28 protein-coding genes and 1 other annotated feature are annotated in these 26,955 nt (G+C 30.3%); of the genes, 12 read left to right on the top strand and 16 right to left on the bottom strand.

Translation table 11 applies throughout. From position 1 onward, the window contains the following. Positions 1 to 123 precede the first annotated feature (123 nt). Positions 124 to 1,779 (bottom strand): nucleoside kinase, encoded by a 1,656-nt coding sequence (locus P8V03_RS06050; protein ID WP_318797266.1) that lies wholly within the window; start codon positions 1,777 to 1,779, stop codon positions 124 to 126. Between the two features lie 139 nt (positions 1,780 to 1,918). On the opposite strand from P8V03_RS06050, the gene P8V03_RS06045 reads away from it, so the two are divergent. The 3 genes from P8V03_RS06045 to fba all read left to right on the top strand — a co-directional run bounded on the left by P8V03_RS06045 (position 1,919) and on the right by fba (position 4,132). Then, positions 1,919 to 2,596, top strand: a complete 678-nt coding sequence (locus P8V03_RS06045; protein ID WP_261670551.1) for a DUF421 domain-containing protein — start codon at positions 1,919 to 1,921, stop codon at positions 2,594 to 2,596. Between the two features lie 18 nt (positions 2,597 to 2,614). Further along, positions 2,615 to 2,995 (top strand): DUF4363 family protein, encoded by a 381-nt coding sequence (locus tag P8V03_RS06040; protein ID WP_318797263.1) that lies wholly within the window; start codon positions 2,615 to 2,617, stop codon positions 2,993 to 2,995. 204 nt (positions 2,996 to 3,199) lie between these two features. After that, positions 3,200 to 4,132 carry a class II fructose-1,6-bisphosphate aldolase gene (fba, locus tag P8V03_RS06035; protein WP_261670549.1) on the top strand — a complete coding sequence of 311 codons (933 nt, stop codon included), beginning with the start codon at positions 3,200 to 3,202 and terminating at the stop codon, positions 4,130 to 4,132. A 257-nt stretch (positions 4,133 to 4,389) separates the two neighbouring features. On the opposite strand, the gene P8V03_RS06030 is transcribed toward fba, so the two are convergent. Next, positions 4,390 to 4,677, bottom strand: a complete 288-nt coding sequence (locus P8V03_RS06030; protein ID WP_318797261.1) for a hypothetical protein — start codon at positions 4,675 to 4,677, stop codon at positions 4,390 to 4,392. Positions 4,678 to 4,760: 83 nt separating this feature from the next. Next, on the bottom strand, positions 4,761 to 5,450 hold the full coding sequence (locus P8V03_RS06025) for a hypothetical protein (RefSeq protein WP_318797259.1): 690 nt from the start codon (positions 5,448 to 5,450) through the stop codon (positions 4,761 to 4,763). 325 nt (positions 5,451 to 5,775) lie between these two features. On the opposite strand from P8V03_RS06025, the gene P8V03_RS06020 reads away from it, so the two are divergent. The 3 genes from P8V03_RS06020 to P8V03_RS06010 all read left to right on the top strand — a co-directional run bounded on the left by P8V03_RS06020 (position 5,776) and on the right by P8V03_RS06010 (position 7,299). After that, positions 5,776 to 6,087 (top strand): hypothetical protein, encoded by a 312-nt coding sequence (locus P8V03_RS06020; protein WP_318797257.1) that lies wholly within the window; start codon positions 5,776 to 5,778, stop codon positions 6,085 to 6,087. Between the two features lie 503 nt (positions 6,088 to 6,590). Continuing rightward, on the top strand, positions 6,591 to 7,160 hold the full coding sequence (locus P8V03_RS06015) for an accessory gene regulator ArgB-like protein (RefSeq protein ID WP_318797255.1): 570 nt from the start codon (positions 6,591 to 6,593) through the stop codon (positions 7,158 to 7,160). A gap of 1 nt (position 7,161) precedes the next feature. Beyond that, positions 7,162 to 7,299, top strand: coding sequence for a cyclic lactone autoinducer peptide (locus tag P8V03_RS06010; RefSeq protein ID WP_318797253.1), 138 nt, complete (start codon positions 7,162 to 7,164; stop codon positions 7,297 to 7,299). On the opposite strand, the gene P8V03_RS06005 is transcribed toward P8V03_RS06010, so the two are convergent. Together P8V03_RS06005 and P8V03_RS06000 are read right to left on the bottom strand one after the other, a co-directional pair. Beyond that, positions 7,291 to 8,547, bottom strand: coding sequence for a sensor histidine kinase (locus P8V03_RS06005; protein ID WP_318797251.1), 1,257 nt, complete (start codon positions 8,545 to 8,547; stop codon positions 7,291 to 7,293). The two genes, P8V03_RS06010 and P8V03_RS06005, sit on opposite strands and share 9 nt — an antisense overlap. A 47-nt stretch (positions 8,548 to 8,594) precedes the next feature. Then, complete coding sequence (locus P8V03_RS06000) at positions 8,595 to 9,326, bottom strand: LytR/AlgR family response regulator transcription factor (RefSeq protein ID WP_318797250.1); 732 nt, start codon at positions 9,324 to 9,326, stop codon at positions 8,595 to 8,597. Between the two features lie 212 nt (positions 9,327 to 9,538). Here P8V03_RS06000 and P8V03_RS05995 point away from each other — a divergent pair, with 212 nt between their 5' ends. The 4 genes from P8V03_RS05995 to P8V03_RS05980 are packed head-to-tail and all read left to right on the top strand — an operon-like array spanning position 9,539 to position 12,125. After that, the gene (locus tag P8V03_RS05995; protein ID WP_261670547.1) at positions 9,539 to 10,096 is read left to right on the top strand and encodes a class IV adenylate cyclase; all 558 of its coding nucleotides are present in this window, start codon (positions 9,539 to 9,541) and stop codon (positions 10,094 to 10,096) included. Positions 10,097 to 10,118: 22 nt separating this feature from the next. Further along, entirely contained in the window at positions 10,119 to 10,997 is an 879-nt protein-coding gene (locus tag P8V03_RS05990) for a DUF5685 family protein (RefSeq protein ID WP_318797248.1), read from the top strand. Continuing rightward, a complete protein-coding gene (locus tag P8V03_RS05985) occupies positions 10,981 to 11,583 on the top strand; it encodes a J domain-containing protein (RefSeq protein ID WP_318797246.1) in 603 nt (200 codons plus the stop codon). Before P8V03_RS05990 ends, P8V03_RS05985 begins: the two co-directional genes overlap by 17 nt. 17 nt (positions 11,584 to 11,600) lie before the next feature. Then, the gene (locus P8V03_RS05980) at positions 11,601 to 12,125 is read left to right on the top strand and encodes a hypothetical protein (RefSeq protein WP_318797244.1); all 525 of its coding nucleotides are present in this window, start codon (positions 11,601 to 11,603) and stop codon (positions 12,123 to 12,125) included. A gap of 489 nt (positions 12,126 to 12,614) precedes the next feature. Here the strand turns inward: P8V03_RS05980 and P8V03_RS05975 are convergent, their stop codons facing one another. The 6 genes from P8V03_RS05975 to P8V03_RS05950 all read right to left on the bottom strand — a co-directional run bounded on the left by P8V03_RS05975 (position 12,615) and on the right by P8V03_RS05950 (position 17,893). Beyond that, the gene (locus P8V03_RS05975) at positions 12,615 to 13,289 is read right to left on the bottom strand and encodes an ABC transporter ATP-binding protein (RefSeq protein WP_318797242.1); all 675 of its coding nucleotides are present in this window, start codon (positions 13,287 to 13,289) and stop codon (positions 12,615 to 12,617) included. 2 nt (positions 13,290 to 13,291) lie between these two features. Continuing rightward, on the bottom strand, positions 13,292 to 14,524 hold the full coding sequence (locus P8V03_RS05970) for an ABC transporter permease (RefSeq protein WP_318797239.1): 1,233 nt from the start codon (positions 14,522 to 14,524) through the stop codon (positions 13,292 to 13,294). 2 nt (positions 14,525 to 14,526) lie between these two features. Further along, positions 14,527 to 15,621 carry an ABC transporter permease gene (locus P8V03_RS05965; protein ID WP_318797237.1) on the bottom strand — a complete coding sequence of 365 codons (1,095 nt, stop codon included), beginning with the start codon at positions 15,619 to 15,621 and terminating at the stop codon, positions 14,527 to 14,529. Between the two features lie 123 nt (positions 15,622 to 15,744). After that, positions 15,745 to 16,146, bottom strand: coding sequence for a hypothetical protein (locus P8V03_RS05960; RefSeq protein WP_318797235.1), 402 nt, complete (start codon positions 16,144 to 16,146; stop codon positions 15,745 to 15,747). Between the two features lie 297 nt (positions 16,147 to 16,443). Further along, complete coding sequence (locus P8V03_RS05955; RefSeq protein WP_318797395.1) at positions 16,444 to 16,677, bottom strand: hypothetical protein; 234 nt, start codon at positions 16,675 to 16,677, stop codon at positions 16,444 to 16,446. Positions 16,678 to 16,849: 172 nt separating this feature from the next. Next, complete coding sequence (locus tag P8V03_RS05950; protein ID WP_318797233.1) at positions 16,850 to 17,893, bottom strand: DNA polymerase IV; 1,044 nt, start codon at positions 17,891 to 17,893, stop codon at positions 16,850 to 16,852. 213 nt (positions 17,894 to 18,106) lie between these two features. Further along, positions 18,107 to 18,323: a binding site (T-box leader), on the top strand. A gap of 156 nt (positions 18,324 to 18,479) precedes the next feature. On the opposite strand from P8V03_RS05950, the gene leuS reads away from it, so the two are divergent. Then, positions 18,480 to 20,918 (top strand): leucine--tRNA ligase, encoded by a 2,439-nt coding sequence (gene leuS / locus P8V03_RS05945; RefSeq protein WP_318797231.1) that lies wholly within the window; start codon positions 18,480 to 18,482, stop codon positions 20,916 to 20,918. A 46-nt stretch (positions 20,919 to 20,964) separates the two neighbouring features. On the opposite strand, the gene yjbM is transcribed toward leuS, so the two are convergent. Continuing rightward, positions 20,965 to 21,753 carry a GTP diphosphokinase gene (yjbM, locus tag P8V03_RS05940; RefSeq protein ID WP_261670534.1) on the bottom strand — a complete coding sequence of 263 codons (789 nt, stop codon included), beginning with the start codon at positions 21,751 to 21,753 and terminating at the stop codon, positions 20,965 to 20,967. Between the two features lie 161 nt (positions 21,754 to 21,914). On the opposite strand from yjbM, the gene P8V03_RS05935 reads away from it, so the two are divergent. After that, a complete protein-coding gene (locus P8V03_RS05935; protein WP_318797228.1) occupies positions 21,915 to 22,790 on the top strand; it encodes a DUF2225 domain-containing protein in 876 nt (291 codons plus the stop codon). A 79-nt stretch (positions 22,791 to 22,869) separates the two neighbouring features. On the opposite strand, the gene P8V03_RS05930 is transcribed toward P8V03_RS05935, so the two are convergent. From P8V03_RS05930 to P8V03_RS05915, 4 genes are all read right to left on the bottom strand, one after another. Then, positions 22,870 to 25,428, bottom strand: coding sequence for a DsrE/DsrF/DrsH-like family protein (locus P8V03_RS05930; protein ID WP_318797226.1), 2,559 nt, complete (start codon positions 25,426 to 25,428; stop codon positions 22,870 to 22,872). 43 nt (positions 25,429 to 25,471) lie between these two features. Continuing rightward, a complete protein-coding gene (locus tag P8V03_RS05925; RefSeq protein WP_261670531.1) occupies positions 25,472 to 25,765 on the bottom strand; it encodes an ArsR/SmtB family transcription factor in 294 nt (97 codons plus the stop codon). 154 nt (positions 25,766 to 25,919) lie between these two features. Beyond that, on the bottom strand, positions 25,920 to 26,606 hold the full coding sequence (locus P8V03_RS05920; protein WP_318797222.1) for a metallophosphoesterase: 687 nt from the start codon (positions 26,604 to 26,606) through the stop codon (positions 25,920 to 25,922). An 11-nt stretch (positions 26,607 to 26,617) separates the two neighbouring features. After that, the gene (locus P8V03_RS05915; protein ID WP_261670529.1) at positions 26,618 to 26,881 is read right to left on the bottom strand and encodes an EscU/YscU/HrcU family type III secretion system export apparatus switch protein; all 264 of its coding nucleotides are present in this window, start codon (positions 26,879 to 26,881) and stop codon (positions 26,618 to 26,620) included. Positions 26,882 to 26,955: the final 74 nt, after the last annotated feature.

The following is a 26,955-nucleotide window of genomic DNA, read 5'->3' as shown; positions in this document are numbered from 1 at the left end:
ACATTTTCTAAGCCTTTTTGATGAATTAAAAGTTTCTTCTTTCACTATTTTTATGTAATTAAAACTTGCAGAAAAAGACGATGTAAGTCAGGGAGCATTTCCCTAAATTACATCGTCTTTTTTCTAATATTCATAAAAACAACTTCCGCCTATAAACTCTCTCAATATGGAATTTTCCGGTACAAACTTTGTATCTACATCTTTAAAAAAGTTCAAGAAGCTTTTAAGCCTTAATGCTTCATAGTATACAGGGCTTGAAGTGTCTATCTTTTTCAGTTCCTCTAAAGCATATTGCTTTAATACACAAAGCTCATAGACCAGCGTTGAATTAAACATAACATCTGCATTTTCTTGGAATACAAATATATTTTTTTCTTCTCCTCTCTTTATTGATGGCCACATTTTTAAAGTATCTTCTCCTCCATAGCCTCTTGAGAGGGTATCCCTCACTATTCTCCTTATTATTCTTACGTCAGTAGTTGCTATTCTGTTATGATTATCTACATTCAGTTGGGTAAGTGCACTTATATATATTTTAAACTTATTTTCCATAGGAATAGCTGAAGTAAGCATTTCGTTTAGTCCATGAATTCCTTCTATTATAATTATTCCATTGTCAGGAATTCTAATTTTATGACCCTTCCACTCCCTTGTTCCACTCTTGAAGTTAAATGTTGGAATCTCTACCTCTTCTCCACTAAGCAATGCTTCTAAATTTTCATTAAATAACTTTAAATCTAGAGCATATATGGACTCGAAATCAAAATTACCTTCTTCATCCTTAGGAGTATGTTCTCTATCTACGAAGTAGTCATCTAAGGATATAGGAACTGGTATATGTCCATTAACTCTAAGTTGTATACCAAGTCTTCTTGCAAAGGTAGTTTTACCTGAAGAAGATGGCCCAGCTATTAGTATAATTTTCACGTTCTTTCTTTCATTAATCATATCTGCTATATATGCAATCTTTTTCTCATGAAGGGCTTCCGCTACCCTTATTATATCTATAATTTCTCTACTTTCTACTTTATCATTTAAGGAACCTACATCCCCCACTCCAAGTATATTTCCCCATTGCTCAGTTTCATAAAATATTTTTCTCAGCTTTTTATGCTCTACAAACTCTGGTATATTATATGGGTCTGATTCTCTAGGATATCTTAGTAAAAACCCAGGTTCGTAATATACTAAATCAAATATTTTTATTGCTCCTGAAGAGTATGCCATAGAGCCATAAAAGTAATCATACCTTCCATCTAACTCATATAATTTTACTGTATCACTGCTTACATGTTTTAACAGTCTTACCTTATCATCCATTTTATAGTCTGAAAAAACTTTTACTGCCTCATCTCTTTTCATACATACCTTATTTATTGGAATATCCTTTTTTATTAATTGTTCCATTTTTTCTTTTATTTTTCTTATATCTTCTTCATTTAACGGTATGCTTTTATGAATTTCTCCAAATAGCCCCTTACTCATAGAATGTTCTATGGTTATTTTAGCGTCTGGAAACAAGTCTAATACAGATTTAATTAAAATAAATTGAAGGGTTCTTACATAGGTTCTCATCCCTAGGTTATCTCTAATATCTATGGCTTCAAACTCTCCTTCTTCTTCTAAAGAACTTGTAAGCTCGGAATATGTGCCGTTTATCCTGGCTAGTACTACAGGTATATCTTTTTCCAAACCGTTATTCTTAATAATATCATTTAAAATTGTACCTTTCTCTGCTAATACCTCTTTATTATTTAATCTAACTTTTAACTGAGCCATTTCATCCTCTCCCCAATTTTTTTGTGTAATATCATTATACGTCTACTTTTCTAAAAATGTTCAAATTTTACTTATATTTTTTTATATTAAAGTAAAAATATAACTAGAAAATTTTTGACTTATAAAGAGAGGAGAATATATGTTTATTGTACTTATTAGAACAATTATCTTATATCTAATAGTCATTGCCTCCATGCGACTTATGGGAAAAAAACAAATAGGAGAGTTAGAACCCTTCGAACTAGCAATTGCAATAATGGTTTCTGAATTAGCTTCACTACCAATGCAAGATACCAGAATTCCTATAATGCACGGTATAATTCCTATAATAACTCTACTTGCTCTTCAAACAATTGTGTCTTTACTAGAGCTAAAGAGTGAGAAAGCAAGAATTTTCTTTAGCGGAAAACCAAGTATCGTAATTAAGGATGGAAAACTAAATATCAAGGAATTAAGAAAGGAGCGATTTAATTTAAACGACTTGATGGAGGAACTAAGACTACAAGGCTACTATAATATAGAAGACATTCATTACGCTATTTTAGAAACCAGTGGTCAGCTATCTGTAATGCCTAAAACAGAACTGTCAAATGTTACAAAGGCTGATCTAAATATAAAATCTCAACAGGAATCCTTACCTGTAACTTTAATTTTAGACGGGAGAATAAATTATGACAATTTAAAAATAATAGATAAGGATGAACAATGGCTTAATAAGCAACTTAGAAAGAATAATATTTCATCACCAAAAAACATTTTTATAGCTTTACTAGATTCTAAAGGAAAGTTTTATCATCAATCTAAGCCGCAAAAATAAATGGAGTGTGATTTATAAATGAAAGGTGTGATCATTTCCATCAGTATTTTTTTTGTAATGTTAATAGGAATATTTTTTTCTATAAATTACTTAAATAAAGTATGCACAAAACTTGATAACTTAAATAAAGAAATAGAAATTAGCATAGAAAACAAATCTTGGACTAAAGCCTACGATAACTCTATAAAGTTCTTAAATCAGTGGGATAACTACTCTCGTAAGATTTCTATCTTCGTAAACCATGCTGAAATAGACAATATAAACAGTGAGCTTTGGAAACTTACTCAATACACAAAATGTAAGGCTGAAGAGGAAGCTTTAGCCTCATCTCATGTCATAAAATTTTTATTAGAGCATATAGTAAATCTAGAAAAGGTTAATGCAGAAAATATATTTTGATTAGTGACAAAAATATTCTATAATTAAAGTATGGAAAATGTGGTATTAATAGATTATAATATAACTATAAAACAGTTAAGTCCCACTGGGACGCAGTAAGTCCCTTTTATATGTTAATACCAACTAAGCTAAATTCAACTATAATTCTAGCAGGATTATAGTTAGGATCGATGGTTAATATAATTTTGGAAGGTGGAATACATAATGGCATTAGTTACTACTAAGGAAATGTTTAAAAAGGCTTATGAAGGCAAATATGCTATAGGTGCTTTTAACATTAACAATCTAGAAATAATTCAAGGTGTTGTAAGAGGAGCAAAAGCTAAGAACTCAGCTGTTATTCTTCAAGTTTCAAAAGGAGCTATAAAGTATGCTGGAGCTAAATACCTAAAGGCTATGGTAGATGCTGCTATAGAAGAAACAGGAATAGATGTTGCACTACACCTAGATCACGGCCCAGATTTCGAAACTGTTAAATCTGTTATTGATGCTGGATTTACTTCAGTAATGTTCGATGGTTCTCATTTTGATTACGAAGAAAACGTAGCAAAAACAAAGGAAGTAGTTGAATACGCCCACGCTCATGGAGTAGTTGTTGAAGCTGAGCTTGGAGTTTTAGCTGGTGTTGAAGATGATGTTGTTGCTGCTGAGCATATATACACTGACCCAGATCAAGCAGTAGACTTTGTTAACAGAACAGGAGTTGACTCTTTAGCAATTGCTATAGGAACTTCACACGGAGCATTTAAGTTCCCATTAGACTATAAGCCTCAGTTAAGATTCGATATACTAGAAAAAATTCAAGAAAAACTACCTGGTTTCCCAATAGTTCTTCACGGAGCTTCTGCAGTTGATCCAGAAGCAGTTGAAACTTGTAATAAGTATGGTGGAGATATAGCTGGTGCTAAAGGAATTCCAGTAGATATGCTAAGAAAAGCTTCTTCTATGGCTGTATGTAAAATAAACATGGATACTGACATAAGATTAGCTATGACAGCTGCTGTAAGAAAAACTTTTGGAGATAAGCCAAAGGAATTTGATCCAAGAAAGTACTTAGGAGCTGCAAGAGACGCTATTCAAAAAGTTGTTGAAAGTAAAATCGATGAAGTTTTAGGATCAGCTGATTCAATGAAATAATAAAAATGTGGCTTTAATGCCACATTTTTATTTTACCTAAAATTCAATTATTTTAAACATTACGAGTTTATTCTACGGGCCTAGTCTAATAAGTTTAATCATTCCCTCCCTCAACCTGTAAGTGAGGTATGTTACTTATACAATTTAAGCTTACTTAATACTGTTTTCAACTAATTCATTGGTAATATGACTTGTTAACAATGTTGACTTATAATTAGTTTTACTTAATAATCTACATTCTGATTTAAAAATAATCTTTATTTTCTCTTTTCCGTTATAAAGTTTATAAAATATACCAGCGCATAAATTATTATGATATTACCAATTAATGCAACTATATCTATGTTTATACCATTGTTTCCTGTAAATAAGATATTAATCAAGTGTAAATCTACTTTTTCTTTTGAATATATGTCTAGATACCTAAATGGAAAACCATACTTATATACAATTATTGTGGTTTTCTTTACTACTGTTTCATTCATAAAAAAAGTTAATATTAATTCTATAAATAAGCTTAGTTGAAAAAATTTATTACGTATCATAATACCTCCATATAAAAATAATAGCTATATAAATATTTATACAGCTATTATATATTATATATTACAGTATATGTAGGATCAAATTATTTACATATACAGGTTAATTCCACCAGATTACTCATTCCTACTGTTTGACCACCAACGCTAATAAAATAGCCACATTTACCTCTTATCGTACTATTCCATGCATTACTTGTTGGATGGGTCATACCACTATAGTATTCTTGCCAGTTAGCTATACCAACCCCTGAAATATATGATCCTCTAGATGAATCTGTTACTTGAGCATTTGAATAGTTAAAATAATGTCCGGATGTTACTACTTGTGCTGAAGCACCTGGAACATTCCATTTTACGGTACCTGATACAGTGCCTGTTCCGGAAGATGGCAAATTAGTATATGCTACCTGATAGTAATCCACTCCTTCTCCTATTGCTGTTTGGAACATTGCTGATTTATTAGGCGATGCTTTAATAAATTTTGAGTCATATTCTTGTTTAACAGATTTCATAAAATTATATGCTTCACCATAATTATTAAACTCCATAACTTTAACATTGTTAGGAACTTCTTTAACTATAGTTGCATGGAATTGCTTACCAACATCACTATTTAAAAATTCGTTTACTGTTTTTGGATTTGTTACTTTGGTACCATTGGTAATAGATGTTTCTTCAGATGCTTTTAACCCTAAATTTGTACTAGCAAATACAGGTACATTAGTTGTCAAAATAGCTAAGGAAGCTACTAATGTTACAAGTTTCTTATTCATTCCCAATCCCTCCAGACTTTATTCAATCTAAAAAATACAATTGTATTAACACCTATAGAAATCACTTACTTGAGCCCCAAATTAAGTAATCTTTACAATGTCTATTTTACATACTTAAAAACTAAACTCAATGCAAAATGCATAAAAGGGAAAAAATGAGACTAAAAAGAATACTTTTATACATAATTTCTTTTCAAGCTCGTTTTTTTCCCTTTTGTGTCATTTATATTTACGTTTATGCACACATATGGTATTTTTGTATTAAAACGAGAATAAGGTGATTTTGAAATATTAAAAAATCTAAAATGCGGAGGTCTTTATAAAGTTGAAAAATAAAATTATTAGAGTATTATTAACATGCATTATTGTTATTGGACTATATATTGGATTCGATATATTTACTCATTCAACAATTGAAAGAGTTATACGAAGAGATTTATTCTTTCAAGGTTATATTATAAAAGCATTTAAAACTGAAATTTCTAAAAGAGCAATTCCTGACTCTCAATATGGAGATATGTATATTTGTAGAAATCCTGCCATTGGTCCAGATTCATATGCCGTTGATAGTAAATATAAGTATTTTGGTATGTTAAAGTACTGGTATATTAACCCATACGGAAGTGGTGGCGGTTAAATATGACAATTAGAATATAAACCAAAATAATCAGTAAGAGATAAGAATTAAGCCTTATCTCTTACTGATTATTTTTAATATTAATGCCAAAACCTTACTGTTCCCATATTCGAATAACCATTATCTGAATAAGCAACATATAGAGGATAGTCATGTCTAGCCTCACTATGTACAGAGAAAAGCCAATTTCCCTGACTGTCACCTCCAGTTAATATTACTACGTGTCCTGATCTTGCATCATCTGTCCAGTTACCTCCAAGTGTCTATCCATTATTAATCATATATGTGTAAAATTCAAGTACCCTAACCCATGGACCTGAATAAGCGTACTAAGAACTACTAGCTGGACTTTTAAAGATATTAAATAGAGAAGATAGGTATAAAAAGCTCCTACACGTAACTATTCCCTTTATGTCAACCTTTTTCCTTTTCACGCTATTTGCATTTACAAGTCTATGCTTATGTGATATTTTTGTATTAAAATAATGATAAGGTGAATTTAAATGTTAAAAAATCTATCATACAAACTCACATCTTATATAAAAAATAATAGTGATATTAAGAATACTGAAGACTTAGAGAAAATAAATTACTCATTCCAGGTTATCTTAAATGAATGCTTTAAGATAATAGTATTGACAATATTGTTTCTTATACTTGGAAGAATACAGTACTTACTGTTTTCTATGGCAGTTTTGCTTTCAATAAGAATTTTTTCAGGAGGATATCATGCTGACACTACAACAAAGTGTTTATTATGGACAACCTTGTTTTTCTTAACTACTTCTCTGGCAGCTCCTATGTTTCCTAGGCTAAGTATTTTAACCTACAAGGCTGTATCCTTATTAAGTATCATAATAGTATTCTTTAAAAGTCCTTACCCAAATACTAAGCGTCCAGTTAAAGATAAAAAAAGAAGATGGTACTTAAAATTTATCTCCATCTTTCATATGTTTCTTTGGATAGTTATTCTATTATTTTTTATAGATAACACAGCATACTTAAATTGCGGCTTTATGACTATTTTACTTCAGATATTACAATTAATAATACCAATAAGAAAGGAGTCTTAATATGAAATTTAAAAAACCTTCAAAGCTACTATTAAATAGAATGGGTTTATTTTTAGTCTTGTTCTCAACTATTGTAACTAAATCTGCTTGCTTGGGCTTTATCGGTGAACCAGATGTACCCAAAAGCCTTTTAGAGTGATATTCTAAAACATATATAGCAATTGTCAAAGGATAGTTGAATTATACCTCCGTTAGATTCAACTATCTTTTTTATATTATATAAACCATATCCTCTATTTTTGCCCTTCTTAGTAGAAAAACCTCTATTAAACATGTCCTTAAAATCCTCTGAGTTTATTGAGGATACACTGTTTTTTACTTCTATTATATTTTTATCACCTTCTTCAAATATATTTATGGTAACACTCTTTTCTATGCTATTCTCTGTCGCTTCAAAAGCGTTATTTAAAAGGTTGGTTATCATATCAGAAAGCTCATACTCCTTTACTTTCCAATCTAATGCATCATTGCTTACAGAATAAGAAAAACTTATATTCTTTTTCTCAGCTTCACATAGTTTACTATAAATTACGGCTCTTATTATTAAATTATCAATATAAATTATATCTTCAATATTTTTAGTAAAATAATTTAAAGATTTTATGTATGTTGTCAGACTTGCTTTTAATTCTTCTTCTTTTGCTACTTGTACAATTCCATTAATAGTATTTATATGATTTTTAAAATCATGCTGCTTTCTCCTAGCTTCTTCTATAATGTTTTCAATGATAGGATTATATTTATTATGAACCTCTATTAACTTCTTCTCCTCATTTATCTTTACAATATTATAGCAAAGAAACAAGTTTAATATAAAAATCATTATAATCATTCCTATAAAAAGTATTATATTATTTAAAATTAAATTCTTATTATACTCCCAAACTACTTTAAAAACTAATATATATCCAATAAAGTTTATAATCATATAAACTGCTATCTTTGAATTTAGTTCAATGATATCTAACATCTTTTTGTTTGGCACAAAATAATATATTGCAACAGAAGATAAAAGTATAACTAATTGTATACTAGCATTGTAAGTAAAAGAATCTACATACTTATCTGAAATAAGAAAACCCAAGAAATACATTAAAATCAGCTGTAAAATCATTATTAATATTAGAACTATAGAAAATCCTAAAAAAGTCCTCGCAAACCTCTCTTTATAAAAAAATGATATTAAACTTACCATAATAATATAAGTTAAAATCATACTAAAGTTTTTATGTATAGAATATGTAACAGCCATTACAAGTGAGGAGATAAATGCTATAGGTATATTTTTAAATAAAATATCTTCTGTTTTTAAGCTAAACTTACACCAGAAAAGCATAAAAGCGTTTGATTCTATAAACGTAACAATAAAATCCTTAACTATCTCCATATAAACTCCCCCCTTAATATTTTAATAAAGATACAAGTATATAAGAGCTATTGCTTAAACTTTTCCATAACTACATTTTTAAAGTTATAGCTCAGGAGTGCCTTATCTTTATAACCTTTAAAACTAATTTCCCACTGCTTTGGAGAAACACTTTCGATTTTACTTATAAAATCAGTATTAACTGCAAAGGATTTATGACTTTGTATTATATTTTCGCTATCAATCATCTCTAAGGCCTTGTTTAATGCAAGTCTTTTTAGTTCATACAGTCCCATCTTAGTGTGTAATTTAAGCTTTCTAAAGCTGACTTCTATAAATACAATTTCATTTACATTTATTTTTACAGTAATACCCTTTTGTATTTCAAAAACAACATACCTGTCCTTATTTTTCAAAGGAATGAGCTTATGACTTCCTGAAATTAACTGTCTCGTAATGCTAATTACCTGATCCTTATCATAGGGCTTCATTATATAATCATAACAATGTATCTCTTTAAAGGCCTTTATCATATAGTTTATATTAGTTGTTATAAAAACTATCCAGCTAAATTTATACTTTTCCAATACCCTAAGCTCTAATGCTAGTTCTATTCCAGAAGAATTTCTTAATGCAACATCTATATAAAAAAAGTCTATCCATGCTTCCTCAGAAATTTTTAAAGCTTCTTCTTTACTGTCTGCTTCATATATATTAGTATTTATATCTGCTTCCTTAATCATTTTTATAAGATTTTCTCTTTGAATAATGTCATCTTCAGCTACTAGTATATTTGTCATGGTATCCACCCCCAGTATATATAATTTATACCATATTTCCTTTATTTTCAACATCAGTTCTTATATACTTAATTTAATTCACAGCATTAGCTGCGAAAATATCCTTTAATCTTAGCTGATAACTTCCCATACCTTTGCTAAATATTATACACAAATGACAACTTATGGTATAATTCAAAATAACGACAAATATGCAAAAGCAGGTGATTAAAGTGAAAGAATTTGAAACAAGAATAATTAATATTGATGTAGATAATATAAGAACAAAACTTAACCAGATCAACGCTACTAAAGTTAAAGAAGAAAATCAAATAAACAACCTTTTTGACTTTGGTGATAGAAGACTATTAAGTAATAAAGGTTATGCAAGAATAAGAATAGTGGAGGATCTAATAAAGAATAATAATAGATACTACATGACTACAAAGAAATTGCTAAGTCAAGATAAATATAAAGTAATGGAGGAAAATGAAACTGAAATATTAGATTCAAAAGCTGGTGAAAATATATTTAAGTCCCTAGGCTTGGAGCTTGTTCAATCAGTAAAAAAATATAGAGAAAGTTATAAATATAAAAATACCTTAGTTGAAATTGACATAAATGAAAAGTCCTTTTGTCCTTTTCCTTACATTGAAATCGAAACATCAGATGATACGGAATTAGAAGAAGTAGTTAAACTCCTAGGATATACCATGGAAGATACTACTTCAAAGACTATATATGATATCCTAAAAGAATTAAATATTACTGGATTAGTAGAAAATGTCTAAACTACACTATAGGAGAAGTTAAATGTTTGGTTACGTTACTCCTTGCAAAATGGAGCTTAAAATAAAGGACTATGAAAAATTCAAGGCTTACTACTGCGGATTGTGCCGCTCTATAAAGGCCACTATAGGCAATATCCCTAGAGCTGCACTTAACTATGATATGACTTTCTTGGCTATACTTTTAGACTCCTTGAATGATGACATTCCTGTCTACAGTAAAAAGGTTTGTGCTATGCATGGATTTAGAAAAAAAATAAGCATCATGGATAACCAAAGCTTAGAATATGCAGCCTTTTGCAATACTGCATTAAGTTATTATAAATTTGTAGATAATATAAATGATGATAATTCAACGAAAAGCAAAATTTTTTCTTTGCTTTTTAAAAGATACTTAAATAAAATGTCATCAAATTTTCGCAGTCACTTAAATTATATAGAGAATACACTAAATGAATTATATAAAATTGAGTCAAATCCACAAAATAGGTCTATTGATGAAATATCTCATCCCTTTGGAGAGCTTACAGGTTTTATACTATCAGCTTATAGAAATGATGAAAATAAAGAAAATCTATACTGGCTTGGATACAATCTTGGTAAGTGGATTTATATCATAGATGGATGGGATGACTTAGAGAGAGATATGAGAGATAAAAAGTTTAATGTTATAAACAGTTGCTTTAACAAAGATAGAAGGTCTTATATTGAATTTTCAAAAGAAATCGAGGATAGAATAGACTTTATTTTAGGTACTAGTGCAGCTCAATGTATGTACTACTTAAATAAACTTCCTTTAAAGAAGAATGAAGATTTACTATATAACATTCTCCAATTTGGTCTTTTAGAGAAAATGGATAAAGTGTTTAAAAGGGGTGTATGTAAAAATGAGAGATCCATATGAGGTGCTGGAAGTAAGAAAAACTGCTTCAAAGGACGAGATAAAAAAAGCTTATAGAGAACTGGTAAAAAAGTACCATCCTGATCAATATGGTAATAATCCACTGCGTGATTTAGCTGAAGATAAATTAAAAGAGCTTAACGAAGCGTATGATTACTTAATGAGTAACGCTCCAGAATCCTCTCAATACAATAGTTATGGAAACTCTAGCCAAAACAGCTATAATTCAAATTCTTATCAAACTATCGAAATGGACATAAGAAACGGCAACTTAGGCAGGGCAGAAGATGAACTTAGAAAGGTTACTACTAGGGATGCTGAGTGGAATTACTTAATGGGTTTATTAAGTTTAAGAAAAGGATGGCATAACGAGGCTTATAATTACCTAAACTTAGCCTGCAGGTTATCTCCTAATAACTTTAAGTACAGAGATGAATTTAATAGATTAAATAATATGAATAGTTCTTATAGAGAGCCCTACTACAATAACAGAGGCAAGGATAGAGGTTTATGTGATATTTGTGCCACTCTATACTGCCTTGACTGCTGCTGTGAATGCGGTGGAGGAGACTTTATTGATTGCTGCTAGAAGGGTTGTGTAACTTGATGAATTCTAGAAGAAAGAAAACTGGATATATAGCTAAGGGCGGTCTTTTTACTGCCATAGGTGTTATTTTAATTTACTTAAGCACCATAGTCCCAGTAAATAAGGCCTACCTACTTGTTGTAGCCTCCTGTATTATTCCCTTATCCGTTATAACAACTAACATAAAAAATGCAGTAGTTATTTATTTTGCTACTTCATTACTTTCTCTAGTTGTCTGCGGCATTAGAAATACAGTAGTCGCTTATATAGTATTCTTTGGATTGTATGGAATAATTAAATTCTATGTTGAGAAATTGAGGAAGATTCATATCGAGATTATGTTAAAGTTAGCATTTTTTAATATAACCTTAGGATTATTATTTCTAGCATATAAGTTGTTTTTTCCAAACTTATTGAATGTATATATTCCAATGTATGTTCTTATAATTGGAGCTCAAATAGTATTTATAATATTTGACTACATTTTGACTGTATTTATAGGTTATTCTAATAGGTATTTTATTAAGAACGACAATAAGCTTTAATGTTTTGTTTAATTGAAACTTCCATTTTATTGCGTCACAAAAGGTCTTAGAAGATAGACTTGGCGACCTGTGTGGTGGGCAGATATGTACTGCTCTGTTGGCCCTCACTTCAATAACATCCTCTAATGCTAGCTCGATTTTGAAAAATTTTAAGCCTTTTCAAACTCACTAGCATAAGAGGCTTGACGTGATATACTATCTACGTACTTAATTTTTTACGCTTACATAACTTCTTAAAGTTTCTTTAGAAATTTTGGATATAAAAAAACACTCCTTCTTGTAAATATTTGGTCTAATATATATCCAAATTCTTGCTAAGAAAGAGTGCTTTTTATTCAGTTTACACAAAATTATTTACACGCTTAACAAGAACCGTATGAAAGGAGACTTTCACGTACAGTTCTGTGAGAAGCTTTTTTACTGTCCGTAGATCAGCTGCGTTATTACACCATTTAGAATCTATTACTTTAAGTGGAATCGTTTTTACATTTAAATTTCCTGGATAATGTTTCCGTCTTCCATTTTAATAATTCTATTACATTGTTCCGCAATTTTATAATCGTGAGTAACAATAATTATAGTTTTCCCTTGTTTATTTAAATCTTTAAAAATATTTAAAACAGCTTTTCCAGTTTCTTGATCTAATGCACCAGTTGGTTCATCTGCTAATATTATTTCAGGATTATTGGCTAAAGCCCTTGCAATAGCTACTCTTTGGCATTGTCCGCCAGATAACTCTTTAATATTACAGTTAACCTTATTTTGCATTTCTAATTTTACTAATAAATTTTCTATTTTTGATTTTCTATCTTTTAATTTAACTTTAGCATATTCTAATGGTATTTCTACATTTTCAAATACTGTATAATCGCTTATAAGTGCAAAATGCTGAACAACAAATCCAAAAGTTTTATTTCTTATTTGAGCTAATTGTAATTTATTTAGATTATTAATATTTTTACCATTTAGTAAATATTCACCTTTGGTAACAGTATCTAAAGTACCAATTATATTAAGAAGAGTAGATTTACCCGAACCAGAAGGACCAACTATGGCTAGCAATTCTCCCTTATTAATTTTTAAATTTAAATTATGTAAAGCTGTCACTTTATTTAAATTTGATCCATATATTTTATGGACACTATTTAATTCTATTAATGGCATAACTACTCATCTCCTTTTATTAATTCACTAAGATTTAGATTGAATATTTTTATTACTGGTAATACAGCAGTTGCTATAGAAATAAATAACATTATTATAAACTCCATACTTAAAATATGAAAATTAATGTCTGCTTTGTATTGAAAATATATAAATGCTACACTTATCAAATATGAGTTTACAAATATAATTAATATTTGTAAGTATGTAATTGCAGCAATATCTAACAATTTTCCACCACACATAATATGTATACCAAATTCTTTCTTTCTTTTATTTATTGAATTTAATAATGTTATAATTAAGGTTACACATACAAAGATTATAATACTAATGGCTGTAGTAAAGGTTATTTCTCTTTGCGCCTTAAACAAAGATGACTCTGCTTCTATGTATTTTGTTAAATCTCTTGTACCTACATTTAAGTGAGGTATACTATTAAAAGTTTCTTTTATATCATTCAGATAATTTTGTATTTCATATTCTTCTATAGAATTATCAAACATAATATAATTTCCATTAAATGCAAATAAGTTTTTGTAATAATCCTCTTCAAAAACTAACTCAGTAGTTATAATATAATTATTTAAATTTAAATATTTTAAATTAGGTTGAATAACATTTCCAGGTGAATATTGGTTTTCTTCAAGTATACCTATTATTTGCCCTTTACCTTTTCCAATAGATGGGTCAATAGGAATTTCATCACCTACCTTAAAATACTTGCTATAATTTGAGCCAACTAAAATAGGAATTGTTCTGTCACGTTTATAATTAACCTTATACTCTTCATCATTAAATAATCTTCCGTATTTAACCTTAACAGGATAATTCTTAAAATAATTTTTGTCTAAAGTAATATTTTTAGCTAAAAAATATTCTTTTTCAACTTGAAAATCATATGCTTTAAATTGCTCAAAATCTTTGAAACTTTTAATTGAAATACTTCCTATGTCTATTTTTAAAAATTCGTAATTTGAATTAGAATATAATTTATTAAATGCTTCATTTAACTTTGACATATCCACATCTCTTCCAAAAAGATTAGGAGCTTTTAAAGTATAAACTTTTTTATTTTTAAAGTATTTCTCTATTTTTTTAGTTTCTAAACTAATTTTTTGATTCAAATTTAAATTTTCATAAATTGAGTAAAAACAAAAAACCAATTGTATTATCAATAATAGTGAAAAAAAACCTTTTCTTGAAATTGCACGAAAAGCATGTTTAAATTTCATAATTATAATTCTCCCTTAATTAACTCACTTAAATTAATTTTGCTTATTTTAAACATAGCTGCAGAAATAACTATTATACCTATTAATAAAACAAATAGTAAAGTAAATACTACAGTAATTATACTTAAATTGTTATGCGGTATTTTTATTATATTTGAGGTTAATAAAATTCTTTGTAAAATTAATGCAATACACAAACAAAAAATAGACACCAAAGTATACCGTTTACCTATATCTATCATAATATGTTTATTGCTAGCACCATATATTTTTCTAATTGCAATTTCTAATGCAATTTCACTTATCCAATAAATCACAGCCGTTATCAAACTTACCAAAATACAGCCTATTACTAATAAAAAATTAAATATTAAAAATCTAGAATTTGATATAGCTGCTTTTAAAGGATTTGGTTCAACATTTTCAGGTTCAAGTCCAATGATATTTTTATTCTTAGTAATCTTAGAAATAATATTTTTCAAAGTGTTTTTGTCTTTTACTATACTGTCTATAGTCCAATGAGTATTTAAATATTCTCTGTCTTTCTCATTAAAAGCACAATTTAGATTATATAAAACAAAATTATCATATCTTGTAACAGTATTATTCTTCCCTATAACCCCTATAATCTCAAATTTATCTTCACCACAATAAATATATCTAATGCCATTTTCAACTTTTGTATTACTTAAAGCACTTTTACCAACTATAGCTATTTTTTTATCATTTTTAAAATCATCCGTGTTAAAAAAACGCCCTTTTAATAAGTTATAACCATTTCTATACTTACCATTAAAGTAAATACCAACAGGGTAAACCCCCGTTTGGAATGCCTTACCACCCTGATGACTAATAATAATATCTTTTTCCAATTCTAATTTTTTAATAGCTTCCAATAAATCTTTATAGTTTGCAGTTTCATCAAAAACAAAGGAAACATGATTATTAGTTTTAAAGTTATCTACCTCAAGTCTATTTTGATATATAATCTCAACATAGCTAACAATTAATGAGGCAAAAATTAATATGGAACTTATGCATAAAATTAGAAATCGAGTTTTTCTAAACATTTTTTTAATTTTTCTTAATATTGCCATTATTCCCTCCAATTATAACTTTTAAGTTATTTTAATAACTTCTGCTTACTAAAGATACAAATTGAATTTTATACATAATTACTAAAATTCTATATAAAAGATTTAAATGAATAGCCTAAGAAACTAATTTGCCTCAACTCTGTGCATTTCATACGCTGTTAACTGACCAGGCTGAGCTACGCTAAGCGTTTGTGCATAATCTTTTGCTATTACCGGATCTGTCATCTCCCCATTCAACTCTGCACGAGCTTGAACATATCTACCAGTGCATCCACAAGCAGCTAATGCATATGTTTGATTTGCACTTGTATTATGAGTTACAATAAGGGATACTGTATGTGCTGGTCCATATCCTCCACCAGTGTATGAGCAATTTACATTACGTTTACTAGTATAAGATCCATATGGAAAAGCTCTATGTCCACTTCCTCCATCTGCAAATACAGTTGTACTTGTTAAAACAGGTGCAACTGTTAAAATAGTTAATATAGACGCTAATCCTAATGTCTTTAATTTTAACTTCATGATTTTTCCCCCTCTTCTAACTATGTTTTAATAGTCTTATACAAGCCTTATCTTAATTTTACATTCTAAAAAAATATATTTAATACAAATGGCACGAAAGGAAAAAATTCTGACATAAAAAGAATATTTTAATGTATATTTCTTTTCATGTTCGTTTTTTCCCTTTCATGCCATCTATATTGACATTTTCGATTTTATATATTTTCCGATAAAATCCAATTATTTGTAGCTATTTAGGTATTAATAAATGAAAAATATATAAATACGTAGTATTCATATCAGATTGATTACAAACCCCTATATTTTCAAAAATAGGGGTGCTATCACCCTTGCTATCTTTTTCATGTTTTGAATTGCTGCCTTTAACAGGCATAACTTTCTATCTACGACTCCTTTGCAAATAGGATTAGTAAAGTATCCAGCATCCAATCTAACATAAACATCAGTTATTATATTGTATTTAGAATCTCCAGTTCTATGGTCCAAGTAGAAAAAGTCTTTAGTTATATTTCTAATAAAAGAAAAATCCATATACTTATCTATATCTCTTAAAATATGATATTTAGGAACTAAATTTTCTAGCATCACAACTTAAATTTGATTTTGAGTTTGTTTTCTTTCGTCTATCATTTTAAATTCTCCAAATGTTAAGTATCTAATATTATATGCTCTATATAAAAAATCAAAGGGTTCTTTTTATTTGTTAGAAAAACGATAACTGTTCAACCTTATCTTCCTTAAAGGCTGAAATAGATATTCCTATTAATCTTATCTTTTCTTCAAACTCTAATTCTTCTAAAATACTACAAGCTTCCCTGTATATGTCCTCTTCATTAGATATATAATAGGACAGGGTTTTACTCTTAGTATGGTTAACAAAAGATGAGGTTTTTGTTTTTATAGTAATATTCTTACCCTTTACATTTTTATTTTCCAATGTATCCGCAATAGACCCTGCAAAGGCTTTTATATATAATTTTAGTTCTTCTTTATCATTGGTATCATTGCTTAATGTAGTTTCCCTACCAATGGATTTTCTTTCCCTTAATATCTGAACTTCTCTCTTATCTATTCCTCTAATTCTATCATAAATATCTATTCCAAACTTTCCGAAGAACTCTACTAATAAATCTTGAGGCAGCTTATATAACTCTTCTATAGTATAAACACCAATGTTATTAAGCTTCTTAGCAGATTTTTTTCCTAATCCGTGGACTTTATCTATAGAAAGGGGAAAGAGAATTTTTGGCACCTCATCCTTTCCAATTATTTTTAGCCCATTAGGCTTATTCCAATCAGAGGCTAGTTTTGCTAGGAATTTATTATAAGATAATCCTGCAGAAATAGTAAGCCCCGTTTCTTTTCTCACTCTATTTTTAACAAAATTCGCCATATCTAGTGGTCTCTTATTTATATCAGTTATATCTAAATAGGCTTCATCTATACTCAAAGGCTCTACATAAGGAGTTATTTCATAAAAAATATTAAATATTTTATTAGATATTTCTTTATATCTTCCATATCTAACAGGAAGAATAATGGCATTAGGACACTTTTCCTTGGCCATGTATATAGGCATAGCACTTCTTACCCCATAAGCCCTAGCTTCATAGGAACAAGTTGCAACCACTCCTCTGTTAGAATTACCTCCAATTATTACAGGCTTTCCTCTTAAATTCTTATTATCCACTATTTCAACAGATGCAAAAAAAGCATCCATATCTACATGCATTATCACTTTATTCACCTAATACTCCTCCATATGTTTTATATCAAGCTTGTAATTATATTTTACCACATAACCTTGTCAACATTATGTCACAGTTATGATATATATATAATAAAATAAAGTAATGATTAAAACTAAATAGTTTGTTAAACTAATTTGCACTGCTTATAATTAACAACAAATTATCCTTGACAAAAACTTACTATTGCTATAAAATCTTTATAAACTAAATATGAGGCTTTGAAAAGGAATAGTAATATTCTCATCTTCATAAGAGAGCTGTTGGATGGTGAAAAACAGCGTTGATAGTATATGAACTCGCCTTGGAGCTTACTTGCAGAAAAGCAGGTACGGTAGAAACCGTTATATTTTTGAGTGAAACTAAGTATAGTAATGTACTAAGTTTAATAAGAGTGGTACCGCGGAGTATAAGCTTTTCGTCTCTTGAATTATGAGATGAAAGGCTTTTTTTATTCTTTTATTAATTAAATAGGCCTGACCTACTAAATTAAGTAAGGTGTCATGAAATAAAAGCAGGTTTATTTTATGTAGATAATGTTAAAATAGTTATTATGTAACTAAACTATAGAAAAGGAGCGATTTTATGGGTAACTACGGAACTAATGTAGATGAAAAGTGGCAAAAAAAATGGGAGGAAACTGAGTTATATAAATTTGATGATACAAACTTAGAAAATAAATTATATACACTTGAAATGTTCTCCTATCCTTCCGGAAGCAAGCTTCACGCTGGTCACTGGTTTAACTATGGTCCAGTAGACTCATGGGCTAGAATGAAGAGAATGCAGGGACATAATGTGTTCCAACCTATGGGCTTTGATGCCTTTGGTCTTCCTGCTGAAAACTTTGCCATAAAAACAGGAATCCATCCTAAGGATTCTACTATGAAAAATATTGATACTATGGAAAAACAGTTAAGAGCTATGGGAGCTATGTTTAACTGGGAAAATGAAGTAATAACTTGTCTTCCTGAATATTATAAGTGGAACCAATGGCTTTTCTTAGAGCTTTATAAGAAAGGCTTAGCTTACAGAAAGAAAGCTCCTGTAAATTGGTGCCCTAGCTGTAATACAGTTCTTGCTAACGAACAGGTTGTTGATGGTGCCTGTGAAAGATGCTCTACTGAAGTTACTAAAAAAGACTTAACTCAGTGGTTCTTAAAGATTACAGATTATGCTGATGAACTATTAGAGGAATTAGATAACCTTGATTGGCCTGAAAAAACTAAAGCAATGCAAAGACACTGGATTGGAAAATCAATAGGTGCTCAAGTAACCTTTAAAGTAGAAAATTCTGACTTACAATTTGATGTGTTTACTACAAGAGTTGATACACTTTTTGGAGTTACTTATGCAGTTTTAGCACCAGAAAATAATTTAGTAGATAGTCTGACAACTGCTGAGTATAAAGCTCAAGTTGAAGAATATAAAGACCAGGCTAAAAAGCAGTCTGATATTGAAAGACAGTCAATTACTAGAGAGAAAACAGGAGTATTCACTGGCTCCTATGCTATAAATCCGATAAATGGAAGAAAGGTTCCTGTTTGGGTGGCAGACTATGTATTAAACACTTATGGTACTGGAGCAGTTATGGCAGTTCCTGCTCATGATGAAAGAGACTTTGCTTTTGCAAAGAAGTATAACCTTCCAATAGAAAGGGTTATTGAAGGTGGAGATTCCCTTCCTTATACTGAGTATGGAAAGATGGTTAACAGCGAAGAGTTTAATGGGTTAGTTGGCGAAGAAGGCAAAAAAGCTGTTATTAAAAAGCTTGAGTCTATAGGTCTTGGTGCTGGAAAAGTTAACTACAGATTAAGAGACTGGTTAGTTTCAAGACAAAGATACTGGGGTACACCTATACCTATGATTCATTGTGAGAAGTGCGGAACAGTGCCGGTTCCTGAAAATCAACTTCCTGTTGAGCTTCCATATGGTGTAGAATTTTCACCAGACGGTAAATCACCACTTTCTAAGTCAGAGGAGTTTATAAATACTACATGTCCTACATGTGGAGGAGCTGCTAAAAGAGAAGCAGATACTTTAGATACCTTTGTGTGTTCTTCATGGTACTATTTGAGATATGCTGATAATAAAAACTCCGAAAAAGCTTTTGATACAGAAAAAATAAACAAGGTTCTTCCAGTAGATATGTATGTTGGAGGACCAGAGCATGCTTGTATGCATCTTTTATATGCTAGATTTATAACAAAAGCTTTAAGAGATATGGGATATATAAACTTTGGTGAGCCATTCTTAGCTTTAAGACATCAAGGGCTTATACTAGGACCAGATGGACAAAAAATGAGCAAATCTAAGGGAAACACCATATCACCAGATGATTATATTAAGGAATTTGGTTCAGATGTATTTAGAATGTATTTAATGTTCGGCTTTGACTACACTGAAGGTGGAGCATGGAGTGATGACGGTATAAAATCTATGGGAAGATTCGTAGATAGAGTGGAAAGAATTTTAGAATCCTGTAGAGAAGAAATAAACAATCCTAAGAATGACAAAACTACTCTAGATAAAGCTGAAAAAGAGTTAAATTACATGAGACATTTTGCAATAAAATCTATATCCGAAGATGCTAATAAGTTCCAGTTCAATACATCAATAGCAAGACTGATGGAATATACTAATACTCTTTCAAAATATTTAACAGAAGAAGTTAAAAATCCATCATTCTTAAAAGAAGTGATAATTGATCTTATAAAGCTTATTGCTCCTTTTGCACCTCACTTTGCTGAAGAGCAGTGGGAACTTCTTGGTATGAGCTATTCAGTATTTAATGAAAAATGGCCTGTTTTTGACCCTAAGGCACTTGTAAAAGATGAGATTGAAATAGCAATTCAGGTTAACGGAAAGATAAAGGCTAAGATGAATGTAGCTACAGGTTTATCTGAAGATGAAATAAAGGAAGCGGCTATAAATAATGAGGAAATGAAAATCTTCTTAGAGGGTAAAGAAATTAAAAAAGTTATAGTTGTTAAAGGTCGTCTTGTAAATATAGTGGCAAAATAAAAACGGGGGATTTTTCCCCCATTTTTATTTTATAAAATCACTATTTTTATCTATAAATTTCTAAGGTCTTTTCTGTAGACTTCAATAAACTAGCTAATTCATATGCTTCTCCTTCTTCAATCAGTTTGTTTAGTTGAGACTGATACCTTGTGGATTCAGCATGTTTTCCCATTGAAGATAAGGTAAGTACATTATTCATTATATCTGAAACCAAACTTGATTTCACCTCAAATAGCTTTTGAGCATCCTTTATTTCGTCCTTTATCTCCAACATCTGTTGATCTAATTGAAAGGCTGCATCTCCAGCTGACTTAAGCTTCGCCTTAATGTTATCAGGAATTTTATGTTTATACTTGTAGTTTAAGGAGTGTTCTATAGTAGCCCAAAAATTCATAGCTAATGTTCTTATTTGAAATTCAGCTAATATCTCCTTCTGACCATCTGCCATATTTACAGGATACTTAATTATTATATGGTAGCTTCTATAACCACTTTCTTTTACGTTTGTTACATAATCTTTCTCATAAATTATTTGCATGTCTTTTCTGCTTCTGATTATATCTACAACCTTCTCGACATCATCAACAAACTGACACATAACTCTTAATCCAGCTATGTCCTCCATTTCGTAACCAATTCTGTCTAAAGGTATATTAAACTTGTTTGCCTTCTCTAGTATGCTGGATAATTCCTTTACTCTTCCTGTCACAAATTCAATAGGTGAATATTCATTTTTTCTTCTGTATTCTTTTCTTATACTTCTAATCTTAACTTTTAATTCCTCAACAGCTTGCTCATACGGTATTAAAAAAGTTTTCCATTCTCCTATAGCCATGTCAGATCACCTCTATATAGTATAATCTTAATAGTTTGCCATCTATTATTATACTACTTTATTGTATCAGATTATATATGTAAATAAATAATATTATTTCCCATAATATTTTGATATAATAAAATATATAATAAAATATAAGCATTGTAGGTGATATTTATATGTCAAATAATATATTTTCCGGACTTGAAAACTTGGGCTTTGATGACGTAAGTAGTGTAAACCTATATAAAAAAGAAGAAGAAGATAAAACCCCTCAATTAGAAGAAAAAAGTGGAGATGATAAGATAAAATCACTTTTATATGATAGACAAGTTACTTGTCCTGTATGTGAAAGCTCTTTTAAAGCTAGATCTGTAAAAACATCAGCTTATAGAATTGAAAAACAGGATTCTGATTTTTTCATAAAATATGCTCTTATCAATCCTTATTTTTATGACGTTTGGGTATGCAGCAGTTGTGGTTATTCTGCAATGAAGAATGACTTTAGCAAGATTAGAAATTATCAGTGTGAAGCTATTAAAGAAAAAATCACCTCAAGATGGGCTGGCAAAACTTACCCAGAGGTATATGATATAAATATAGCTATAGAAAGATATAAGCTCTCTTTACTCAGTTATTATGTTATAGAAGCAAAGGCTAGTAAAAAGGCTATGAACTGCCTAAAACTTGCTTGGATGTACAGAATATTAGGTGATGAAGCCAATGAATTGACCTTTATAAAACAAGCTTTAGAAGGCTTTAATGATGCCTTTTTTAATGAGGACTTCCCTCTATATGGCATGGACAAATTTACTTCTATGTATCTTATTGGAGAACTTAACAGAAGAGTTGGAAATGATGATGAAGCTTTAAATTGGTTTAGTAAGGTTGTAGCTACGCCTGGAGCTTCTTCAAAAATTAAAGATAAGTGCCGTGACCAAAGGGATTTAATTAAGGAACTTCAAAGCAAAAATAGCACTGACAATATTGAGGATGTTTCTGAAGAGGATAACAAGAAAAATAAAAAAGGCTTTTTCTCCAGATTCTTTAAATAAGTATAATGAAACAGAAAAGTTTGGGTGCACTGAACACCGATGTTCAGTGCACCTAAACTTTTCTGTCCCATTAATTTTCTTATATGAACAAGTTTACATTAGAATCTTCCGCTTCTCCTAAGTAATAACCTACTCCTCCTATTTTAACTCCATCTATTAATTCTTCCTTCTTAAGACCCATCACATCCAAAGTCATTTGACAAGCAACTATTTCTATTCCACTTTTCATAGCTGACTTAATCAAGTCATCAAGAGAAGAAACATTTTTATCCTTCATTACCTTCTGCATCATCTTTGTACCCATTCCCATCATATTCATTTTAGATAACTTTAACCTTTTAGCTCCTCTTGGCATCATAATGCCAAACATTTTGTCTATGGCTCCTTTTTGCACAGGAACCCTTTCATGCTTTCTTAGAATATTTAAGCCCCAAAAGGTAAAGAACATAGTAACCTTTTTCCCCATTGCTGCAGCTCCATTTGCAATTATAAAGGATGCCATAGCTTTATCAAAGTCACCACTAAATACAACTAAAGTTTTATTGTCCCTTTGTGAAATCATACCACCAGTATCTTCTGAATCCTCTGATGAATTATTACTGCTTACCTGTTTGCCATTACCCTTTCTTATGAAAGCTATAATATTTCCCTTTTCCTTCTTTCTATCTACTAACTTATTATTAGTTCGCTCACACCAAGACTTTATGTCTTCATAAAATCCCTGGTCTGACGCAGTAGCCTTTAGAATTTCTCCTTCTTTCATATCTCCTATGACACTGTTAACCTTCATTAAAGGACCGGGACAGCTCAATCCACAGGCATCTAGGTTCTTATCAAAACTTCCATCCTTATATTCTGAATCTTCTTGTTTAACGTTATCCTTATGGGTTTCTTTATATTCATTTGAGTTACTTTCTAAACTGACATCCATGTCCTCTTCTCTTAGGTCCATAGAACTATCCTTACTATCCTTATCCATTGTAACTTCTCTTGGTTTGAACTTGCTCATAGTATAAGTTTTGTATCCACCAGTTAGATTTTTAACCTTAAAACCATTTGCCATTAAAATTCTCGCAGCTATATATCCTCTAAGACCAACTTGGCAGTGAACCAAAATTTCCTTATTTTTATCTACTTCATCTATTCTATCTCTTAGGTTATCTACTGGTATATTTATGGATCCCTGTATTCTGCCATTACTATATTCTTCATCAGTTCTTACATCTATGAGCTGAGTTTTACTTCTATCTCTATTATCAATATCTTCTGGAAGCACAACCTCATGTCTACCTGTCAGTACGTTCTCTGCAATAAATCCAGCCATATTTACCGGATCCTTCGCAGAAGAATATGGTGGTGCATAAGTTAGCTCTAATTCTGCTAAATCATAAATTGTTCCGCCAAGTCTCATTGTAGTTGCTATATCATCCATCCTCTTATCTACGCCAACATATCCAAAGGCTTGAGCTCCTAATATCTTTCCTTCATCATTAAATATAAGTTTCATTGACATTGGCGATCCACCTGGGTAATATCCTGCACTTGAGTTAGGATGAAGGTATATAACTCTATACGGTATGTTTTTAGCCTTTAGTGTTCTTTCATTATTTCCTGTACTTGTACCAGTTAAATCAAACACCTTAATAATAGCTGACCCCATAGTTCCCTTATAAGTTGAGTTTAACCCGCATACATTGTCTGCAGCTATTCTGCCTTGTTTGTTAGCAGGTCCCGCTAATGCAATAGCAGTTTTGCCCCCATTTACAAAATCAACAACCTCTACAGCATCTCCAACAGCATATACACCTTCTAAGTTAGTTTCCATTTTACTGTTTGTAATTATGTGGCCTCTTGGCCCAAATTCTATTCCTGAATCTTTTAGAAAAGCAGTATCTGGCTTAACTCCTATGGCAAGTATAACTATATCCGCATATAAAGTCTTGCCACTATTTAATACTACGTTTAATCCAGTTCCTTCTTCCTTAAATGCTTTAACTCCATCATTTAAAACAATACCTACCCCATTGTCCTCCAATTCTTTTTCTGCATAAGTTACCATGTCAGAATCAAATGGTGCTAATATATGTGGGGCAGCTTCAACTAGCGCTACATTTAAACCTCTTTCTTTAAGGTTCTCTGCCATTTCAACACCAATATATCCACCACCTATAACTACTGCATTTTTAATATTTTTGTTATCTACATAAGACTTTATCTTGTCTGTATCCGGTACATTTCTCAATGTAAATATTTTATCACTTTGAATTCCTTCTATTGGTGGCTTAAGTGGTGCAGCTCCTGGTGATAAAATTAGATAATCATAGCTTTCCTCATATTCACCTTTATCCTTGCTTTTTACTTTTACCTTTTTATTTTTAGCATCAATTCCTATTACATCACTGTTTATTCTAACATCTATATTAAATCTTTCATTCATAGCTTCAGGGGTTTGAACTAATAACTTCTCTCTTTCCTTTATAGTTTCACCTATATAGTATGGAAGGCCACAGTTTGCAAAGGAAATATACTCTCCTCTTTCAAACATTACTATTTCTGAATTTTCATCAAGCCTTCTAAGTCTTGCTGCCGCAGAGGCTCCACCTGCTACACCACCTACAATTAATACTCTTTTATTCATCTAAAAATCCTCCTCTTAATAAAATTAAAATGCGTTAAACCTATTATTCCTCAGTGCTATCGTTAAATAAGAGTTTTACCAAAGCCTCTGCAGTTTTACTACAGACACTATAATTTATTTCTAGTCCATTTCTCTCGCCTTCGATTATTCCTGCTGATCTCAATTTCTGAAGATGCTGGGATATTGTAGATTGTGGTACTCCCAAACAATTTTGCATATAGCTCACATTACATCTACCTTTTTGTAAAAGACCATTAACTATGCACAACCTAACTGGATGAGCTAATACTTTAAGAAGCTCTGCTGTTTCATTATACCTTTGAATATTATTATCCATACTTTACCTCTTTACTAAAATGTAATTTTTACTTTATTAATAATATCTTTTGCAAATTTCAATAATATATAATAACAACAAGAATTATATAATTAATATATTTATATATTAAGATATTTAGATATAGTTGTCAATAAATTAGCCCATAAAAATCTTATAAAATTTTTATGGGATCAAAATTTATATAATCACCAGAAGTTATTATATACTCTATTCCATTTAATTCTCCATTTAGGGCCTTTGCAAGAGACGGTCCATGAAGATGTCCATATATAACTTTTTCTACATTATATTCTTTAAATATATCTACAAAACCAGACTCCAAAAGTTTTTCATTCACTGGTGGGTAGTGAATCATAGTAATAAACTTCTTAAATCCTTTTTTTACTGCAGAATCTAGTGATAATCTGAGTCTGTTCAGCTCCCTTTCATATATCTTTTCGTCATGCTCAGAAAAGTTATCTCCTCCTGGACATATCCAGCCTCTGGTTCCACATATTGCATAGTCCTCATAGTTAAATGAATTGTTTTGAATAAAGTCCATATCGTCATAAAGATTATTTAACTTACTTATACTAGTCCACCAATAGTCATGGTTACCCTTCACCATAATTTTTCTGCCTGGAAGATTATGAATCCATTCTAAGTCTCTCATTCCATCTTCCATTTTCATAGACCAAGATATATCACCAGCAATAAGAACTGTATCCTCATCTGTAATTTTATTAAACCAATTATTTTTTATCTTTTCATCATGGTTAAGCCACTTATCTCCAAATATATCCATAGGCTTATCTCCTGTCAAATCTAAATGCAAATCTGATATTGCAAATAATGCCACTTTATCACCTTCTATTTATTCATATTTTTATCTATATCCATTACATAAGCTATAACCTTAGCCACTGCATTATATAATTCAAGAGGAATAGCATCTCCTACGTCTACGTTATTCAACAAATTAGCCAACTCCTCGTCATAAACTATAGGAACATTATTCTCTTCAGCGTTCTCTAATATTTTATCTGCAATATGACCGACGCCAGCTGCAGTAACCATTGGCGCATCATATCCCTGCTCATACCTTAAGGCTGCTGCTTTCTTTCTTTTATTCATATCAAATACCTCACAAGATTGAAGAATAAACTTACTTAACTCATAATATTATTATAAGTTGTTATAGACCTATT

This window comes from Clostridium tanneri, from assembly GCF_033659955.1.
GTDB lineage: Bacteria > Bacillota > Clostridia > Clostridiales > Clostridiaceae > Clostridium_AM > Clostridium_AM tanneri.
The sequence above is the reverse complement of the archived record's forward strand: the minus strand, read 5'-3'. Positions and strand labels throughout refer to the sequence as shown.

Excerpts from the sequence above, each read along its gene's own strand:
- P8V03_RS05935 (WP_318797228.1), top strand. The coding sequence starts at position 21,915 with ATGTCAAATAATATATTTTCCGGACTTGAAAACTTGGGCTTTGATGAC.
- P8V03_RS05915 (WP_261670529.1), bottom strand. The coding sequence starts at position 26,881 with ATGAATAAAAGAAAGAAAGCAGCAGCCTTAAGGTATGAGCAGGGATAT.
- fba (WP_261670549.1), top strand. The coding sequence starts at position 3,200 with ATGGCATTAGTTACTACTAAGGAAATGTTTAAAAAGGCTTATGAAGGC.
- P8V03_RS05985 (WP_318797246.1), top strand. The coding sequence starts at position 10,981 with ATGAGAGATCCATATGAGGTGCTGGAAGTAAGAAAAACTGCTTCAAAG.
- P8V03_RS05955 (WP_318797395.1), bottom strand. The coding sequence starts at position 16,677 with ATGGATTTTTCTTTTATTAGAAATATAACTAAAGACTTTTTCTACTTG.
- P8V03_RS06015 (WP_318797255.1), top strand. The coding sequence starts at position 6,591 with ATGTTAAAAAATCTATCATACAAACTCACATCTTATATAAAAAATAAT.
- P8V03_RS06030 (WP_318797261.1), bottom strand. The coding sequence starts at position 4,677 with ATGATACGTAATAAATTTTTTCAACTAAGCTTATTTATAGAATTAATA.
- P8V03_RS06005 (WP_318797251.1), bottom strand. The coding sequence starts at position 8,547 with ATGGAGATAGTTAAGGATTTTATTGTTACGTTTATAGAATCAAACGCT.
- P8V03_RS06025 (WP_318797259.1), bottom strand. The coding sequence starts at position 5,450 with ATGAATAAGAAACTTGTAACATTAGTAGCTTCCTTAGCTATTTTGACA.
- P8V03_RS05975 (WP_318797242.1), bottom strand. The coding sequence starts at position 13,289 with ATGCCATTAATAGAATTAAATAGTGTCCATAAAATATATGGATCAAAT.
- P8V03_RS05990 (WP_318797248.1), top strand. The coding sequence starts at position 10,119 with ATGTTTGGTTACGTTACTCCTTGCAAAATGGAGCTTAAAATAAAGGAC.
- P8V03_RS06000 (WP_318797250.1), bottom strand. The coding sequence starts at position 9,326 with ATGACAAATATACTAGTAGCTGAAGATGACATTATTCAAAGAGAAAAT.
- P8V03_RS05925 (WP_261670531.1), bottom strand. The coding sequence starts at position 25,765 with ATGGATAATAATATTCAAAGGTATAATGAAACAGCAGAGCTTCTTAAA.
- P8V03_RS05960 (WP_318797235.1), bottom strand. The coding sequence starts at position 16,146 with ATGAAGTTAAAATTAAAGACATTAGGATTAGCGTCTATATTAACTATT.
- P8V03_RS05980 (WP_318797244.1), top strand. The coding sequence starts at position 11,601 with ATGAATTCTAGAAGAAAGAAAACTGGATATATAGCTAAGGGCGGTCTT.
- P8V03_RS05970 (WP_318797239.1), bottom strand. The coding sequence starts at position 14,524 with ATGAAATTTAAACATGCTTTTCGTGCAATTTCAAGAAAAGGTTTTTTT.
- P8V03_RS06040 (WP_318797263.1), top strand. The coding sequence starts at position 2,615 with ATGAAAGGTGTGATCATTTCCATCAGTATTTTTTTTGTAATGTTAATA.
- leuS (WP_318797231.1), top strand. The coding sequence starts at position 18,480 with ATGGGTAACTACGGAACTAATGTAGATGAAAAGTGGCAAAAAAAATGG.
- P8V03_RS05965 (WP_318797237.1), bottom strand. The coding sequence starts at position 15,621 with ATGGCAATATTAAGAAAAATTAAAAAAATGTTTAGAAAAACTCGATTT.
- P8V03_RS06010 (WP_318797253.1), top strand. The coding sequence starts at position 7,162 with ATGAAATTTAAAAAACCTTCAAAGCTACTATTAAATAGAATGGGTTTA.
- P8V03_RS06050 (WP_318797266.1), bottom strand. The coding sequence starts at position 1,779 with ATGGCTCAGTTAAAAGTTAGATTAAATAATAAAGAGGTATTAGCAGAG.
- P8V03_RS06045 (WP_261670551.1), top strand. The coding sequence starts at position 1,919 with ATGTTTATTGTACTTATTAGAACAATTATCTTATATCTAATAGTCATT.
- yjbM (WP_261670534.1), bottom strand. The coding sequence starts at position 21,753 with ATGGCTATAGGAGAATGGAAAACTTTTTTAATACCGTATGAGCAAGCT.
- P8V03_RS05930 (WP_318797226.1), bottom strand. The coding sequence starts at position 25,428 with ATGAATAAAAGAGTATTAATTGTAGGTGGTGTAGCAGGTGGAGCCTCT.